Source organism: Burkholderia sp. SIMBA_051, from assembly GCF_046534915.1.
Taxonomy (GTDB): domain Bacteria; phylum Pseudomonadota; class Gammaproteobacteria; order Burkholderiales; family Burkholderiaceae; genus Burkholderia; species Burkholderia ambifaria.
On record NZ_JAWRXS010000005.1, the window covers coordinates 284,804 to 299,991 of the forward strand.

The following is a 15,188-nucleotide window of genomic DNA, read 5'->3' on the forward strand; positions in this document are numbered from 1 at the left end:
CGATCGTATCGGGCCGATCGGCGAAAGTCAACAGTCAGAGCGCCATTCCGCCCGACACCTCGATGCGCTGCCCGTTCACCCAGCGGTTGTCGTCCGACAGCAGCGACGCGATCATCGGCCCGATGTCGTCGGGCTCGCCCACGCGGCCGAAGGCCGGCCGTTTACGCCGTTTGTGCGCGACTACAGAAGAGAAACGGGGCGCATCGCGCCCCGTTCCGCGTGACTGCAGCCGTATCGGGGGATGCCGCCCGATACGGTCGGGTCGGGTGATTACGCCGCCGCCGCCCGCGCCCGAACCATCGTCAGCGCCGCATCCTCGATCATGTCCTCCTGCCCGCCGACGAGCCGTTGCCGGCCCAGTTCGACGAGAATGTCGCGCGCCGGGCTGGGCGCGTCGCGTGCCGCAGTCGACGCCGGCTACGTGCCGAACGACTACCAGGTCGGCCAGACCGGCAAGATCGTCGCGCCGCAGCTATACATCGCGGTCGGCATCTCGGGTGCGAACCAGCATCTGGCCGGCATGAAGGATTCGAAGGTGATCGTCGCGATCAATAAGGATCCCGAAGCGCCGATCTTCAGCGTGGCCGATTACGGCCTCGTCGGCGACCTGTTCACGCTCGTGCCCGAAGCGGCCGCGGTGCTCTGCGCGATGCCGCTGTTCGAATTCAACGGCATGCGCCCGCGCGTCCATCCATCTGCGTACGTTCATCCGAGCGCGGTCGTGATCTGCGACGTGACGATCGGCGCGGGCTGCTACATCGGCCCGCATGCGAGCCTGCTCGGCGATTTCGGCGCGATCGTCGACGACGACGGCAGCAACGTGCAGGACGGTTGCGTGCTGCATGTCGGCATCGGCGAGACGTGCCGGCTCGGCATGAACAGCCACATCGGCCATGGTGCGATCGTGCACGGCGCGACGCTGGAACCGGACACGATGATCGGGATGAACGCGGTCGTGATGGACGGCGCGACGATCGGCGCCGCGTACGCATTCGTGAAGGCCGGCTACGAGGTGCCGCGCGGCGTGCTGCTCGCGGGCGTGCCGGGGCGCGTGGTGCGGCGGCTGAGCGACGCGGAGATCGCGGCGAAGGCGAATGGCACGCGGGTCTATCAGCAGCTCGCGGTGGATTGCCTGAAGACGCTCCGGCAGATCGACGACGCGTAAGCGGCGCGCATCGACGGCCGCATCGTTCAGGTCATGTTACGTCACGACCCACACGTGCCAAACGCCCGCGACAACCGCACGAATCCGCTCACCGTATTCAGGATCGATGATCAGCGCGATCGTGTGAGGTTCGGACATGGGTTTTCTCGGGGTTTATGCGGATGGCGATTCGCTATCGTGCATGCCGGTCATGACGTTCGCGCGGGATCGATTGCCTGATGCGGCGTCGTTGTCTTAAGATCGGCGTCAGATCAGCCTACCGCCTCCGGCGCCGAATGAAAACGACTATACCCCTGCGCGTCGCCGTCATCGCTTCGGCCTTCGCCGTCTATCACGTATTCATGCACGTCCAGTGGGTCGTCAGCGGTTGCATCGAATTCCTTCACGGCCGGCATTGCAGTTTCGAGAACAGTGCGAATTTCGAGGCGATGATGGACTTCGACCTGCTGGTGACCTGCGCGTGGGTCGCGGGCGCGGCGATGGCGTGGTTCTCCGTCGCTCGCGCGCCGAAGAAATCCAGTTAGCCGCCGCGGCATCGCGCTGCCGCTCATCGCATGCGCGCCGGCGCCGGGCGGTCGTGCAGGAACGCGAGCGACAGCGCCGCGAAACCACAGCTCGCGATGAGCATCAGCAACGCCCCCTTGCCGGCGTGCACCATCACCCAGCCGCCGACCGACGGAAAGCCGAACGTGCCGATGAAATACGACGCGACGAACCACGTGAGCACGCCGTGCTGTTGCGGGGCCGGGCAATCGTTGAGCGCCTGCGCCTGGATGACCGGATACACGAGCCCGTAGCCGGCGCCGAGCAGCACCGCCGCGATCGACTGGAACGACGCGTGCGCGGACGCGCCGAACATCGCGAGCGCCCCGAGCAACATAGTCACGAGTAACCCTTTGGTCGCGAGTTCCGGACGCGCCATTCGCACCCATTTGCCGAGCAGCCAGCGCGCGGTCACCACCGTCACCGTGTATAGGCTGAAGAATGTGCCCGGGCGCGCTTGCGTGCCTTGCATGAACGACATCTGGAACGTCATCAGGCCCGAGAACACGCAGGTGCCGAGCGCGATCATCGCGATCGGCACGGCCGCGCGCGTGCGCGAGATGGCGCGAAGGTCGCGCACCCAGCGGCCGCCGGACGCGGCGGCGGGCGGGCGCGGGCACAGGCGGCCGAACGCCTCCAGCATCAGCGACGCGAGCGCGCACAGCGCGCCGACCGCGTAAAGCGTGTCGTCGATCGACCAGTGGAGCACCCGCATCGCATACGCGGCAAATGCCGGCGCTGCGCCGATGCCCGTCATCTGGAAGGTGGACGAGCGGAAGAACCATACGTTTCGCGCAGCGCCGCTGGTGCGTTCGGCGAGCGACATCGGCGCGGCCAGATGAAACGCGCCCCAGCCGAAGCCGACCAGGAAGCCGGACAGCAAGTCGGCCGACGGCGCACGTCCGACGAGTGCGAAGCCGACGATGCCGGCACCGATGCACAGCGACGACAACGCGGCGATCCGCGCGGCGCCGATCTGCCGCGAGAACCAGCCGACCACCGACAGGCCGGCGAAGGTGCCGACCGTCGCGGCGGCCAGGGCCGCACCGGTATCGAGATCGCTGCCGCCGATCATGCGAAAACGCATCGACAGCAGGAACGTGGCGCCGTAGCCGCCCGCGGTAAGCAGTGTGCCGACGAGAAAGAGCAATGCACTATGAACGCGCATGACAGCCAACCGCGCGACGACGGTCGGGGAGTGGTCGATTGCGAGACAGTATGGACCAGGACCGATGCGGAATGCCCGCATTCGTGGCGATGCAACAGGGGCGTCCGCTTTTGTCCGACATGGCCCGAACACGCTCGATTGCACGTGTCATTGCGCGCCGCGGGGACGCTGTTTTTACCGACATTCGACGCGCATCGCACTTATTTTGCTTTCCCCCTTGGGGTGCACTAGATTCGAAACGTTACGTATCGCCGACCGCGCGAGGTGAAGCCATGACGCCGTGGGAGATTCAGGGAACCGAACTAATGAACTGCAATTGCTCATACGGTTGCCCCTGCCAGTTCAATTCGCTGCCGACGCATGGCAATTGCGAAGCAATGGGTGCGATTTCAATCGACAGCGGTCACTACGGCGACGTGGTGCTCGACGGCGTGCGGATCGCGGTCGTATTCCAGTGGCCCGGGCCGATTCACGAAGGCCACGGCCGCTGTCAGCCGATCGTCGACAATCGCGCAAGCCCCGCGCAATGCGAGGCCGTGCTGAAGATCATGACCGGTCAGGATACCGATCCATTCGCGACGATGTTCTCCGTGTTCGCGTCGACGCTCGAGCAGGCGTACGATCCGATCTTCGCGAAGATCGAGTTCGACGTGGATGTCGATGCGCGGCGCGGCCGGATCAGCGTCGATGGCGTGTTCGACATCGTCGGCGAGCCGATCCGCAATCCGGTGACGGGCGCCGAACATCGCGCACGGATCGACCTGCCGCACGGCTTCGAATACGAGCTGGCCGAGATCGGTTCGGGTACCGGCCGGTCGCACGGCAACATCGAGCTGGATCTCAAGGGCAGCTACGCGCAGTTCGCACGGCTGCATCTGAACAATCACGGGCTGATCCGGCATCGCGTCACGGCATGATCCCCGTCGACGATGTCCTCGGGCGCGAGCGCGTCGTCACGCTGCTCGGCTTGACCGCGCTCGCCGGCGCGTGCTGGGCCTACCTGTGGACGGGGGCCGGCACCGGCATGTCGGCGCTGGACATGACGTCGCTCGCACTGTTCCCGCATCGGCTCACCGACGACATGGGCGCGATGGACCCGTCGCTGGCGACCGTGATCCTGATGTGGTGGGTGATGATGATCGCGATGATGACGCCCGGCGCGGCACCGCTCGTGCTGTTGTACCGGCGCGTGCTGCGGCATCACGATCCTGCGGGCGCCGGATCGGCATTCACGTCGACGTTCCTGCTGGCCGGCTATCTGGCATCGTGGTTCGCGTTCTCGGTCGTCGCGGCCGGGCTGCAGATGCTGCTGCAACCTGCCGGCCTGATCTCCGGGATGATGCTGTGGTCGAAGAGCGCTGTGCTCTCCGCGATCGTCCTCGCGCTGGCCGGTATTTACCAGTTTTCGCCGCTGAAACAGGCGTGCTTGCGGCAATGCCGGTCACCGGTTCGGTTCCTCACGACGTACTGGCGGCCGGGCATCACGGGCAGCTTCCTGCTCGGCGTGCGCCACGGTGCGTATTGCGTGGGCTGTTGCTGGCTGCTGATGGCGCTGCTGTTCGTCGGCGGCGTGATGAACGTCGTGTGGATTGTTGCGTTGTCACTGTTCGTGCTGGTTGAAAAGGTGCTGCCCGGCGGCGAGCGCATCGGCCGTGTGCTCGGCGTCGTGCTGATTGCGTGGGCGGTCGCGACGTTGCTGGTGTAGCAGCGCGCATTGGTCATTGGCCGGCACCCGGGAGAATCCCGATGAAGATCCGATGCATCGCCGTCGCCATTTCCGTTCTTGGCGCGATGGCCGTCGTGGCCACGCCCGTCCGCGCGGCCGGTAGCATGTCCGGCATGAACATGGGCGATATGAAGATGTCCGCGTCGGATGCGGCGCTGACCGACGCCGAAGTGAAACGGATCGATGCGGCGCACGGCACGGTGACGTTGAAGCACGGCGCGCTGGAGAACGTCGGGATGGCGTCGTTGACGATGGCGTTCAAGGCCGGCGACCCGGCGATGATCGAGTCGCTGCACGTCGGCGACAAGGTCAAGGTCCGCATCGAGCGCGTGAACGGCACGCTTACGATCGTGACGCTTGTGAAACGGCCGTGATGCGCGTCCGGTGACAAGCGTCAGCCGCCGGTTCGCTCAACGACGATTCGTCACCGGAAATCGCGGTCGGGCTCGGCGAAGTTCAACTCGACGCCATTACCGGCCGGGTCGGCGAAAAAGAGCTGGAGCTGCCTCGTGAGCGGCACGTATCTGCGCGAGTATCGGACCTGCGCATCGGTGAGACGCCGTTCCATGTCGGCGGCGTTTTCGCATGAAAACGCCATATGGTCGAACGTATTGACGACGTGCGACGGACGCACCTCGCCGGGTCGCGCTTCCGACAGGTGGAGGATTGCCTGTCCCGCTGCGTAGAGCCAGTAGCCCGCGCTCTGGAACGGCGGGCGATAGCCCGGCTCGAGGCCGACGACGTTCACATAGAAATCGCGCAACGTATCGAGCGTCGCCCGATCCGCGCGCAGGTTGTAATGATTGAGTCCGATCACTGACATGGCAGGTTGTCCGGTTCGTGCAAGGTGCGCTTGGCACAGCATCGCGCGGCGCGGGGCATCATGTCACCCCCCGACCGCCTTTGCTCGCAGCACCCGGACGCGCGAGCCCGCGCGCCGGCAGCGGCGTCGACATCACGATCGACGTGCGCGTTTCGCCGTACAGGTTGATGCGCTCGATCAGTTGCTCGAGGTGCGCCATGCTGACCGCGACGAACCGCATCACGTAGGAATCCGCGCCCGTCACGTGATGGCACTCGACCACTTCGGGAATCGTCTCGAGCAGCTTCAGAAATTTCGCCTTCGCCGGCTGTGGCACCGTGATGCCGATCAGCGCGCTCACCGGGTACCCGGCCGCAGCCGGATTGACCCGCGCCGTGTAGCCGTCGATCACGCCGGCCGATTCGAGGCGCTTCACGCGCTCCGTCACCGCCGGCACCGACAGATGAACCTGGCGTGCCAGCTCCGTGTAGCTGATGCGGCCGTTGGCCTGCAGCAGCGCGAGTACCTTCCAGTCGAGTTCGTCCATCGCGGCGGAGTTTTTAAGGTGAAGCCGCTATTTTTCCTTAAAAACCGCCTTCAGCGGCGACCGGACTTTCCCTACGATGCCTATTCAAGCCACTGGAAATCGCGAGGAGCCGGCCATGCTGTTCATCAAGTCCGTCGTGATGGGATTGTCGATCGCGGTGCCGGTCGGCCCGATCGGGATGCTGTGCATCCAGCGCAGCCTGAGCCGAGGCTTTCACGCGGGGTTCGCCACCGGCATCGGCGCCGCGTGCGCCGATGCGATCTACGGGCTGCTCGGCGCGCTGGGCGTCGCCGGCATCGTCACCGCGTTTCCGATGCTGACCGTCGCGCTGAAAATCGGCGGCGGCGCGTTCCTCGTGTGGCTGGCCTGGGCCATCGCGCGGCAGGCGCCGGCCGCATCGGCGGCACAGCGCGACTTGCCGCGCACGACGGTGCTGCGCGATTTCCTGACGACCTTCGGCCTGACGCTGTCGAATCCGATGACGATCCTATCGTTCGTCGGGATTTTCGCAGCACTCGGCCCGCTGACCGGCACGCATGACGACGCGATGGGGCCAACGGTCGCGCTGATGGTCGCCGGCGTGTTCATCGGTTCCGCGACGTGGTGGCTGTGCCTGAGCAGCGCGACCGCCGCGTTGCGCACGAAGATGCCGCTGACGTTCATGCACGGGCTGTCGCGCGTGTCGGCCGTCGTGATCGCGGTGTTCGGCGCGATCCAGTTGATTGCGGGCGTACACGGCGTCGTGTGGTCCTGACGCGCACCGCGGTGCGATAGAACGCTCGAACCTGTCCGCACCGACGCCCGCGACCGCCCCGATCAGAACGTATAGCTGACCTTACCGAACGCAGTGCGGCCGAGCGTGTTGTAACCGTACGCGGTCACGTACTGACGGTCGAACAGATTCGACAGCGTCGCCGACACCGTCAGGTGCGCATTGATCTTGTACGACGCGCGCAGGTTCACGGTCAGGTACGACGGCAGATACGTGGCGTTGGCCGGGTCGTCGAACGTCGTGCCGCCGTAGTTCAACGACGCGCCGGTGCTCAGTGCATGCAGGTGCAGTTCGTCCCACGTGTGGTCGATGTTCACGCTGACCGTCTGGCGCGGCCGGCGGTTGAGCCAGCTGTCATTGGTTTCGTCCTGCGGATTGAGAATCCCCACCGCGATGCTCACCGGCGTCGTGCGGCCGAGCGTGCCCTTGTACGACAGGTCGATGCCGCGGATGTGCGCACGGCCGATGTTCATCGGTGAGAACGTCGCCGGGTTGTACGCGATCAGGTTGTTGACGCGCGTGTCGTAGATCGCGGCGCTGAACGTGCCGTACGCGGTGTTCGCGTCGAGCGCGGCTTCGACCGAATCGCTGCGCTCCGGATTCAGGTTCGGATTGCCGTAACCGGGGTAGTACAGGTCGTTGAACGACGGCAGGCGGAATGCATTGCCGTACGACACGCGCGCCGTATAGACCGGCGTGATCGCCCACGACAGCGCGGCGTTGCCGGTGTTCACGGCTTTCCCCGCGATGATCTCGTGACGGCCCGCGACGAACATCGTCACGCTGCCGAGCGTCGCCGACTGATGCAGCGAGAACGCGGAATCGTTGCGCGTGGGCACGCCGTCCGGCACGTCGATCGGCAGGAACGCCTGCTCGCGCGTGAAGTCGTACGCGACCTTCGTCTCGCCCGACAGCGGCAGGCCGAACAGGTGGAAGCCGTGCGTCTGATGGGTCAGCGACGTCGACGAACTGATGCGCTGCGAGTCGATCCGGTCAGTGCGGATGGCCGGGTCGCTCGCATACAGGAACTGGCGGTCGTTCGCATAACCGAACGACTGGTCGAACTGCGTGTCGGGCGTGATGTCGAGATGGAACGCGATGCCGGTCGTCAGCTGATGATCGAGCTCGCGGTTCGCATAGCCGGCGTTGTCGAAGGACAGGTCGGAGCGGTGATACAGCGCGAACGTCGAGATCGACCAGTTATCGCGCGCGTAGCCGAGGCGCGCATCGAGATCCTGCGCGTGGTATGGATTGCGGCCATCCTCGTGGTACGGCAACACGGGCCGCGTTGCGTCGATGCCAGCGGTGTTGTACGAGTGCAGGCCGAGCGAGTAGGTGAGCCCGCCGAGCGCGGCCAGCGGCCCGGTCGACGGCACGGTGCCCGACGTGCGCAGCTGCGTGTCGAAGGTCTTGTTCGAGCCGCCGCCGAACGACACGGTCGTCTGGTTGGGCTGGCCGGCGGCGCGGCGCGTGAACAGCTGCACGACGCCGCCCATCGCGTTCGCGCCGAATGATGCGGCGGCCGGCCCCGAAATCACTTCGACGCGCTCGAACGCTTCGGTCGGCAGGTCGGCCCACGGCGCGATGCCGGTGGTCGGCGAGCCGATCCGGATCCCGTCGATGAATACCGCGACCTGGCTGGCCGACGAGCCGCGGATGCTGACCGACGCGGACGAGCCAGGGCCGCCGGTCTGCGAGACGGTCACGCCCGGCAGCATCGCGAGGGCCTGGGTGATGCTCGGCTCGCTCGGCGACAGCCGGTCGAGATCGGCGCGCGTGAGCACCTGCGTCGTCGCATAGCGCTGGTCGAACGATTCGGGCAGATGCCGCGTGTCGGTCACGGCGATCGTCGGCAGGTCGGTGCCGTCCGCGGACGGGCGCGGCTGCGTGATTGTCGTATCGCCGGCGGCGTGGGCGATCGGGGAGAGCAGCGCGGTGGCGGCGGACGTGGCGAGAAGATGGCGAAGATTCATGAGGCGGCGAGCGTGATCGTGTTGCAGGTGCGGCGTGCGTGCGCACAGACGCCGCGCATGACGGCGGCGCAACGGCGCGACGCTTCCGGCGTGGAAGCGGAGGCGGAAAGGTTGGACATCTGAAGGGTCCTGAGGTCGGGCCGTCCATGCAACGGAGCGACCGCCAAAGGCGGTGCTGGCGCATCGGGACACCCCGCCCGGTGCGGCTGCTTGGACCTCGGGTCGATGGCAGGTCTCCTGGCTCGCGGGTCGTCATTCGCGCCGGCCTTCCCGGTTTCCCAGTGGCGTGGGGTGGCGCGGATTCGCCGCTTACAGTTGCGGGGGCAGCCGCAGATTCGAGGCACGGCCTCTCCTGCGTTCCCTTTTGATCCCGTTCCCGGGAACCATCAGCGCGCAAGCGTAATGGCGAGCGCTCCGGCGCGTCAATCGTCGGCGACCGAAGGGATGCGAAAAAACGTCAGTGGTCGCCGAATGCTTTCGAAGTCCTTTCTTTTCGGCGCACTCGAACCACCTTCACGTCTGATGAAACGGAACATCGGCGCCGCTGCAATCGCGCCGGAACCGGCTCGGCGCGATGCCCGCCCATCGCACGAACGCCCGCCGGAACGCTTCCTCGCCGCTGAACCCGAGATGCGCGGCGATCCGCTGTCGCTGCTCGCGCCGGGCCCGGTGCAGTCGGGCATCTTCAACGACCCGTTCGGCGCCGCGCACGACCGGCCCGAAGTGCAGGGCTTCGTCGATACGATGCGCGCGATGCTGAACGCGCGCGGGCTCACGCCCGACGCATTCGCCGCGCGGGTGTTCGGTGGCATTCGAGAAGGGCGTTACTGGCTGATTCCGCAACCGGAGACGATCGACGGCGCGCTGCAGCGGCGCACCGCGGACCTCCTCGCCGCACGCGACCCGTCGCTGCCGTCGTTGTAATGTCGTTGTGATTCAGTGATGCGGGCCGGCCGTCCGACGCGGCCGGCTCACGTTTACATATGCGAGCCGGAGCGCGTACGGCCGTTGGGATCGCCGCCGCGATCGGGCGGCGTATTGTTCTGATCGATCTTCGCGAGCACGAAGCCGGCGGGCGGCAGCGCGGCGGGCGAACGGTGGGTGGCCTGTGCGACGGGGCCTTGCGGTGACGCGGCGGGAAGGCTGGACGACGTAACGCCCGGTTGAGCGAGCGCCGAAAGGGATGCTGCCGCGAGGGCGGCGGCGACGATCGCGTGCGTGTTCATGACGACTCCTTCTTCACGACTGAATGCGGGACACCTAATCAGTCTAGGGCGCGAAACTTAACGCGCCGTGAAGAAGCGGCGGCACGCGGATGACAGGATATTCATCCACGCCATCCGCGCGCCACGACGATCATGCGGAGGCGGACACCAGCGTACAGAAGTTCTCGAGATCGACGTTGCCGCCGCTGATCACGATGCCGACGCGCTTGCCCTTCAGTTCATCCTTCATCCGGCGTGCGGCCGCGAACGACAGGCAGCCGGTCGGCTCGACGACAATCTTCATACGGGTCGCGCAGAAGCGCATGCAGTCGACCAGCTCGGCGTCGGTCGCGGTCAGGATGTCGTCGACGTCGCGCCGCAGGATCGGGAAGGTCAGGTTGCCGAGGTGCTGCGTCTGCGCGCCGTCGGCGATCGTGCGCGGCGTGTCGATATGGACGATCGAGCCGGACCGGAACGACAGCTGGCCGTCGTTGCCGGCTTCCGGCTCGACGCCGTACAGCTTCGCGTGCGGCGACAGTGCGCGCGTCGCGAGCGCCGTGCCCGACAGCAGGCCGCCGCCGCCGAGCGGAGTGAACACCGCGTCGAGCGGCCCGACCTCGTCGAACAGTTCCTTGGCCGCCGTGCCCTGGCCCGCGATCACGTCCGCATGGTCGTACGGCGGGACCAGCGTGAGCCCGTGTTTCTCAGCAAGCTCGCGGCCGATCTGCTCGCGGTCCTCGGTGTAGCGGTCATAGGTCACGACGTTGCCGCCGTAGCCGCGCGTCGCGGCCATCTTCGCGGCCGGCGCGTCCTGCGGCATCACGATCGTCGCCGGAATGCCGAGGATGCGCGCCGACAGCGCGATCGCCTGCGCATGGTTGCCGGACGAGAACGCGACGACGCCGTTGCGGCGCTGCGTCGCGTCGAAGCGCGACAGCGCGTTGAACGCGCCGCGGAACTTGAATGCGCCCATGCGCTGCAGGTTCTCGCACTTGAAGAACACCTGCGCGCCGAGCGCTTCGTCGATCGTGCGCGACGTCATCACGGGCGTGCGGTGCGCGTGGCCTTCGAGCCGTGCCGCGGCGGCTGCCACGTCGTCGTAGGTGGGGAGGGTCGGAGTGTTCATGAAGGTCGCTCGTCGGAAGGGTCGGTCAATCGGGCAGCAGGGCGCGCATCATTTCGCATCGTTGTAGACGGTGGCGCGCGACACGCCGAGGTGCTGCGACACGATTTCCATCGCGCGGCGCACCTCGAGGAAGCCGTCCGCCTTCAGCGCGTGCATCAGCTCGCGGCGCTGGTCGGTCTTCAGCTCGCGCGGCGTGGTTGCCAGACGCGTCGCGAACGCATCGATGCGCTGGCGGATCGCGTCCGCGCCGGCCGGGTCGAGCGTTTCTGCGACAGGTTCGCCTTCGGTGCTGCAGAACTGGTTCAGCATGCCCTGGAAGCCGCGGAACAGCGTGACGTCCGCGTTCAGGCAAAGCGCGGCCACGTAGCGGCCGCTCGAATCCTTGATGCCGATCGACGTGCTTTTCGCGGTGCGGCCGTCGGCGAAGCGGTTCGCGTAGTTCGCGAGCACCTGCGGGTAGTCGTCGTCCTCGATGCGCGCGAGCCCGAGTTCGGTCGCCGGATCGCCGACCGCGCGGCCCGACAGGTTGTTGTGGATCGCGAGGATCGCGTGTTCCGGCGTGCGCAGGTCGTGCACGACGACCTCGGTGAACGGCGCGAACATCGCGCCGAGCCCTTCGGCGATGCGCAGCACCTGCTCGATCAGCGATGCCTGCTCCAGTTGCGGTCGGGGGCGGGGCGTGGTCATGCGTTGGCCTGCAGCGCGGGCGCGTTGGCGGCGTCCGGCCGCGTGATGTCGGCCAGCAGCGGGCGGGCGATCCGCACGTAGTCGGACGCGTCGAGTACGACCGAGCGGTCGAGGCGGCCCGCGTTGAACGCGATTTCGTCGTTGAGTTCGATCAGCGCCGGGTCGACGACGAGCGTCACGTTCGCGTCGAACACGAACGGCGGCACGGCGCCCATCACGCAGCGCGTGACCGCGGCCGCGAGTTCGGGCGGCGCGAGCGTCGCCTTGCGGCGGCCGAGCGCGTCGGCGACCTTGCGGAAATCGATCTTCAGATGGCCGGGGATCACCGCGAGCGCGGTGGCGTCGCCGCCGTCCTTGAACGTGCAGAGCATCGCCTTCGCGCCCTGTTCGGGACGCGTGCCGCGAATCGCGGCGATCACGTCGGATTTGCCTTCGGCCGGGTGCTCCATCACGCGGAACCGCGCGCCGGAGGTCGTCAGCAGCTCGCACAGCGCGTCGAAAACGGGGTAGTCGCTCATGTCGTTCCGGGCAGGAGGGGCGCGTTCGGCGCCGTCGATGGATTGTCCAAGTATAGACGTTTTGTCATGCGCATGGCAAAAGCCCGGAGCATGGATCGCCCCGTCTGTCGTCGCACCAACTGCCGAAAGATCGTTTCATATCGCGGAAAGCCGGTCGAATTTCCGGCGCGTGGCCGTCCCGCCGCGTGAAAACTTGTTTTGCATCGCAAAAACGCGCGCTTATCTCATTGAAAAACCAGCGAAATTTATATCTTATGTCTTATATAAGAGTCGATCGAAGGCGCACCGGGCAGCGTTACTATTAAGTCCATGCAGTTCGCTTCGTCACACGGAGCGGGCACGCTGAACCCTTTACTCAAATGCGCTTCGTTCCCAGGAGATAGACATGTCCCAATATCAAGACGACATCAAGGCAGTGGCTGGTTTGAAGGAGAAGCAAGGCAGCGCGTGGGATGCCATCAATCCGGAATCGGCTGCCCGCATGCGTGCCCAGAACAAGTTCAAGACGGGCCTGGACATCGCCCGCTACACCGCGAAGATCATGCGCGCCGACATGGCCGCGTACGATGCGGACCCGACCAAGTACACGCAGTCGCTGGGTTGCTGGCACGGCTTCATCGGCCAGCAGAAGATGATCTCCATCAAGAAGCACTTCAACAGCACCGAACGCCGTTACCTGTACCTGTCGGGCTGGATGGTCGCCGCGCTGCGTTCGGAGTTCGGCCCGCTGCCGGACCAGTCGATGCACGAAAAGACCTCGGTCAGCGCGCTGATCCGCGAGCTGTACACGTTCCTGCGCCAGGCCGACGCCCGTGAGCTGGGCGGCCTGTTCCGCGAGCTGGATGCGGCCAAGGATGCGGCTGCCAAGGCCGCGATCCAGGAAAAGATCGACAACCACGTGACGCACGTCGTGCCGATCATCGCCGACATCGACGCGGGTTTCGGCAATGCCGAAGCAACGTACCTGCTGGCCAAGCAGTTCATCGAAGCGGGCGCGTGCTGCATCCAGATCGAGAACCAGGTGTCCGACGAGAAGCAGTGCGGCCACCAGGACGGCAAGGTCACGGTGCCGCACGAGGATTTCCTCGCGAAGATCCGCGCGATCCGCTACGCGTTCCTGGAACTGGGCGTGGACGACGGCATCATCGTCGCCCGTACCGACTCGCTCGGCGCCGGCCTGACCAAGCAGATCGCCGTGACCAACACGCCGGGCGACCTGGGCGACCAGTACAACTCCTTCCTCGACTGCGAAGAGCTGTCGGCCGACCAGCTCGGCAACGGTGACGTCGTCATCAAGCGCGACGGCAAGCTGCTGCGTCCGAAGCGCCTGCCGAGCAACCTGTTCCAGTTCCGCTCGGGCACCGGCGAAGCGCGTTGCGTCCTGGATTGCATCACGTCGCTGCAGAACGGCGCCGACCTGCTGTGGATCGAAACCGAAAAGCCGCATATCGCGCAGATCGGCGGCATGGTCAGCGAAATCCGCAAGGTGATCCCGAACGCGAAGCTGGTGTACAACAACAGCCCGTCGTTCAACTGGACGCTGAACTTCCGTCAGCAGGTGTATGACGCGATGAAGGCAGCGGGCAAGGACGTGTCGGCCTACGACCGCGCGCAACTGATGAGCGTCGAGTACGACCAGACCGAACTGGCCACGCTCGCGGACGAGAAGATCCGCACGTTCCAGGCCGATGCATCGCGTGAAGCAGGCATCTTCCACCACCTGATCACGCTGCCGACGTACCACACGGCCGCGCTGTCGACCGACAACCTCGCGAAGGAATACTTCGGTGACCAGGGCATGCTCGGTTACGTGGCCGGCGTGCAGCGCAAGGAGATCCGCCAGGGCATCGCGTGCGTCAAGCACCAGAACATGTCCGGCTCGGATATCGGCGACGACCACAAGGAATACTTCAGCGGCGAAGCAGCGCTGAAGGCAGCGGGCAAGGACAACACGATGAACCAGTTCTCGTAATCGTCGCACCCGCGGCACGACGCCAACCCGTTCAGCGCGGGTTGGCGTTTTTTTTATTCGCGCACCGCCTTCACGACGTACTGGCTCGTCGGCACCACGTCGATCTTGTCGAAATCGATGAAGCGTCCGCAGCTGTCCATCATCTGAGCGACGTTGCGCTGGAACTTCTCCTCGTCGCCGACCGCATCGAAGAACGCGTACGGATCGGTCATCGCCGCAGCCGGGAAGCATTCCTCCACGATCGCGTCGTAGCCGCGCGCCGCATGCGTGAGCGCGCGCACCATCCGGGCGGCGTGAACACGGCGATGTCGAACCCGACCGGCGCACCGCTCGACGAAGTCCACAAGCGCTACGCGCACGTGCCGCTGCAACGCGTCGGTTTGCCTGACGAAAGCGCGCGCGCGACGCTGTTCCTCGCGAGCGACGAAGCGTCGTATTGCAACGGCGCCGAGATGGCGGTCGACGGCCGGATGGCGGCAGGCGCGTATTACCCCGGATTGCCGGGCGCGCCGCTTTGAGCGGTGGCGCACACAACGCGTTCTCGATGGATGTTTGTGTGCGCAACCTAATTCAGGGTTTGCCTGAGTAGCGAAAACGCCAATTCGGCCGCTGCCCGTTCGGGGGCAGCGCATGCGCACGCGTCGCGCCGATTTTTCCGCGTTCGCGAAACCCTTGCCGGACGGACGTTTCGAGCCATTTCGTCCCCAAAGCGAATGCGTCGACGCAATAAAAGGGAGCGGCCGGCAAGCGGCATGCCGACGCGTCGTCACAATTGTTTCTTGTTGCAACGCAACGCCCGCCCAATAACGGCGATGGTATGCTGGCCGGCATGGAGTTGTACGGCAGGTTGCTTGCATGGCGAAACTCGCGTTCGCACGCTCATACGAGACATCACATTCTCTCGCCCGCATCGCGGCATCGACACGCGCTCCGCTCGCGCGTCCCGCCTTGCGCGTCGCTTCAACCTGCGCTCCGACCGCATCC

Annotated in this window: 17 protein-coding genes, 4 pseudogenes and 1 riboswitch; of the genes and pseudogenes, 10 read left to right on the forward strand and 11 right to left on the reverse strand. The window is 65.9% G+C overall.

Going from position 1 to position 15,188, the window contains the following annotated elements; genetic code table 11:
• Positions 1–34: 34 nt before the first annotated feature.
• Both SB771_RS14445 and SB771_RS14450 read right to left on the reverse strand, forming a co-directional pair.
• Positions 35–271, reverse strand: coding sequence for an SDR family oxidoreductase (locus SB771_RS14445; RefSeq protein ID WP_410721806.1), 237 nt, complete (start codon positions 269–271; stop codon positions 35–37).
• A pseudogene (locus tag SB771_RS14450) lies at positions 271–384 on the reverse strand (4-hydroxy-2-oxovalerate aldolase); the annotation flags it as partial. The pseudogene SB771_RS14450 and the gene SB771_RS14445, both read right to left, overlap by 1 nt.
• Between SB771_RS14450 and SB771_RS14455 the strand changes: the two are divergent.
• From SB771_RS14455 to SB771_RS14465, 3 genes and pseudogenes are all read left to right on the forward strand, one after another.
• Positions 380–628 (forward strand): annotated as a pseudogene (locus SB771_RS14455) (electron transfer flavoprotein subunit alpha/FixB family protein); the annotation flags it as partial. The pseudogenes SB771_RS14450 and SB771_RS14455 sit on opposite strands and share 5 nt — an antisense overlap.
• A 21-nt stretch (positions 629–649) precedes the next feature.
• On the forward strand, positions 650–1,165 hold the full coding sequence (locus tag SB771_RS14460) for a transferase hexapeptide repeat family protein (RefSeq protein WP_175659748.1): 516 nt from the start codon (positions 650–652) through the stop codon (positions 1,163–1,165).
• A gap of 275 nt (positions 1,166–1,440) precedes the next feature.
• On the forward strand, positions 1,441–1,689 hold the full coding sequence (locus SB771_RS14465; RefSeq protein WP_012366135.1) for a hypothetical protein: 249 nt from the start codon (positions 1,441–1,443) through the stop codon (positions 1,687–1,689).
• 23 nt (positions 1,690–1,712) lie between these two features.
• Here SB771_RS14465 and SB771_RS14470 read toward each other — a convergent pair whose 3' ends face one another.
• Positions 1,713–2,876, reverse strand: a complete 1,164-nt coding sequence (locus SB771_RS14470) for an MFS transporter (protein ID WP_175659167.1) — start codon at positions 2,874–2,876, stop codon at positions 1,713–1,715.
• 272 nt (positions 2,877–3,148) lie between these two features.
• On the opposite strand from SB771_RS14470, the gene SB771_RS14475 reads away from it, so the two are divergent.
• Genes SB771_RS14475 through SB771_RS14485 form a run of 3 tightly spaced genes read left to right on the forward strand, consistent with a single transcriptional unit; the run spans position 3,149 to position 4,976 of the window.
• The gene (locus SB771_RS14475) at positions 3,149–3,793 is read left to right on the forward strand and encodes a DUF1326 domain-containing protein (RefSeq protein ID WP_011658900.1); all 645 of its coding nucleotides are present in this window, start codon (positions 3,149–3,151) and stop codon (positions 3,791–3,793) included.
• Positions 3,790–4,581 carry a DUF2182 domain-containing protein gene (locus tag SB771_RS14480; protein ID WP_175659168.1) on the forward strand — a complete coding sequence of 264 codons (792 nt, stop codon included), beginning with the start codon at positions 3,790–3,792 and terminating at the stop codon, positions 4,579–4,581. Before SB771_RS14475 ends, SB771_RS14480 begins: the two co-directional genes overlap by 4 nt.
• Positions 4,582–4,622: 41 nt before the next feature.
• Positions 4,623–4,976, forward strand: a complete 354-nt coding sequence (locus SB771_RS14485) for a copper-binding protein (protein ID WP_175659169.1) — start codon at positions 4,623–4,625, stop codon at positions 4,974–4,976.
• 50 nt (positions 4,977–5,026) lie between these two features.
• Here SB771_RS14485 and SB771_RS14490 read toward each other — a convergent pair whose 3' ends face one another.
• Entirely contained in the window at positions 5,027–5,425 is a 399-nt protein-coding gene (locus SB771_RS14490) for a VOC family protein (protein WP_175659170.1), read from the reverse strand.
• 58 nt (positions 5,426–5,483) lie between these two features.
• The gene (locus SB771_RS14495; protein WP_175659171.1) at positions 5,484–5,951 is read right to left on the reverse strand and encodes an Lrp/AsnC family transcriptional regulator; all 468 of its coding nucleotides are present in this window, start codon (positions 5,949–5,951) and stop codon (positions 5,484–5,486) included.
• A 115-nt stretch (positions 5,952–6,066) separates the two neighbouring features.
• On the opposite strand from SB771_RS14495, the gene SB771_RS14500 reads away from it, so the two are divergent.
• The gene (locus tag SB771_RS14500; protein ID WP_175659172.1) at positions 6,067–6,705 is read left to right on the forward strand and encodes a LysE family translocator; all 639 of its coding nucleotides are present in this window, start codon (positions 6,067–6,069) and stop codon (positions 6,703–6,705) included.
• Positions 6,706–6,767: 62 nt separating this feature from the next.
• On the opposite strand, the gene SB771_RS14505 is transcribed toward SB771_RS14500, so the two are convergent.
• On the reverse strand, positions 6,768–8,696 hold the full coding sequence (locus SB771_RS14505) for a TonB-dependent receptor domain-containing protein (RefSeq protein WP_175659173.1): 1,929 nt from the start codon (positions 8,694–8,696) through the stop codon (positions 6,768–6,770).
• Between the two features lie 209 nt (positions 8,697–8,905).
• A riboswitch (cobalamin riboswitch) is annotated at positions 8,906–9,099 on the reverse strand.
• A gap of 119 nt (positions 9,100–9,218) precedes the next feature.
• On the opposite strand from SB771_RS14505, the gene SB771_RS14510 reads away from it, so the two are divergent.
• The gene (locus SB771_RS14510; RefSeq protein ID WP_410721182.1) at positions 9,219–9,620 is read left to right on the forward strand and encodes a hypothetical protein; all 402 of its coding nucleotides are present in this window, start codon (positions 9,219–9,221) and stop codon (positions 9,618–9,620) included.
• Between the two features lie 53 nt (positions 9,621–9,673).
• Here the strand turns inward: SB771_RS14510 and SB771_RS14515 are convergent, their stop codons facing one another.
• The 4 genes from SB771_RS14515 to SB771_RS14530 form a co-directional block, all read right to left on the reverse strand.
• Positions 9,674–9,922 carry a hypothetical protein gene (locus SB771_RS14515; protein ID WP_175659174.1) on the reverse strand — a complete coding sequence of 83 codons (249 nt, stop codon included), beginning with the start codon at positions 9,920–9,922 and terminating at the stop codon, positions 9,674–9,676.
• 130 nt (positions 9,923–10,052) lie between these two features.
• Positions 10,053–11,027 (reverse strand): threo-3-hydroxy-L-aspartate ammonia-lyase, encoded by a 975-nt coding sequence (locus SB771_RS14520; protein WP_175659175.1) that lies wholly within the window; start codon positions 11,025–11,027, stop codon positions 10,053–10,055.
• Positions 11,028–11,075: 48 nt separating this feature from the next.
• The gene (locus SB771_RS14525; protein ID WP_011658887.1) at positions 11,076–11,714 is read right to left on the reverse strand and encodes a transcriptional regulator; all 639 of its coding nucleotides are present in this window, start codon (positions 11,712–11,714) and stop codon (positions 11,076–11,078) included.
• Entirely contained in the window at positions 11,711–12,232 is a 522-nt protein-coding gene (locus SB771_RS14530) for a YbaK/prolyl-tRNA synthetase associated domain-containing protein (RefSeq protein WP_175659176.1), read from the reverse strand. The genes SB771_RS14525 and SB771_RS14530 overlap by 4 nt, the downstream gene beginning before the upstream one ends.
• Before the next feature lie 385 nt (positions 12,233–12,617).
• Between SB771_RS14530 and SB771_RS14535 the strand changes: the two genes are divergently transcribed.
• Positions 12,618–14,204, forward strand: a complete 1,587-nt coding sequence (locus tag SB771_RS14535) for an isocitrate lyase (protein WP_175659177.1) — start codon at positions 12,618–12,620, stop codon at positions 14,202–14,204.
• Between the two features lie 53 nt (positions 14,205–14,257).
• On the opposite strand, the pseudogene SB771_RS14540 reads toward SB771_RS14535, so the two are convergent.
• Positions 14,258–14,488: pseudogene (locus tag SB771_RS14540) on the reverse strand (hypothetical protein); the annotation flags it as partial.
• On the opposite strand from SB771_RS14540, the pseudogene SB771_RS14545 reads away from it, so the two are divergent.
• Positions 14,480–14,722, forward strand: a pseudogene (locus SB771_RS14545) (SDR family oxidoreductase); the annotation flags it as partial. The pseudogenes SB771_RS14540 and SB771_RS14545 sit on opposite strands and share 9 nt — an antisense overlap.
• Positions 14,723–15,188 lie beyond the last annotated feature (466 nt).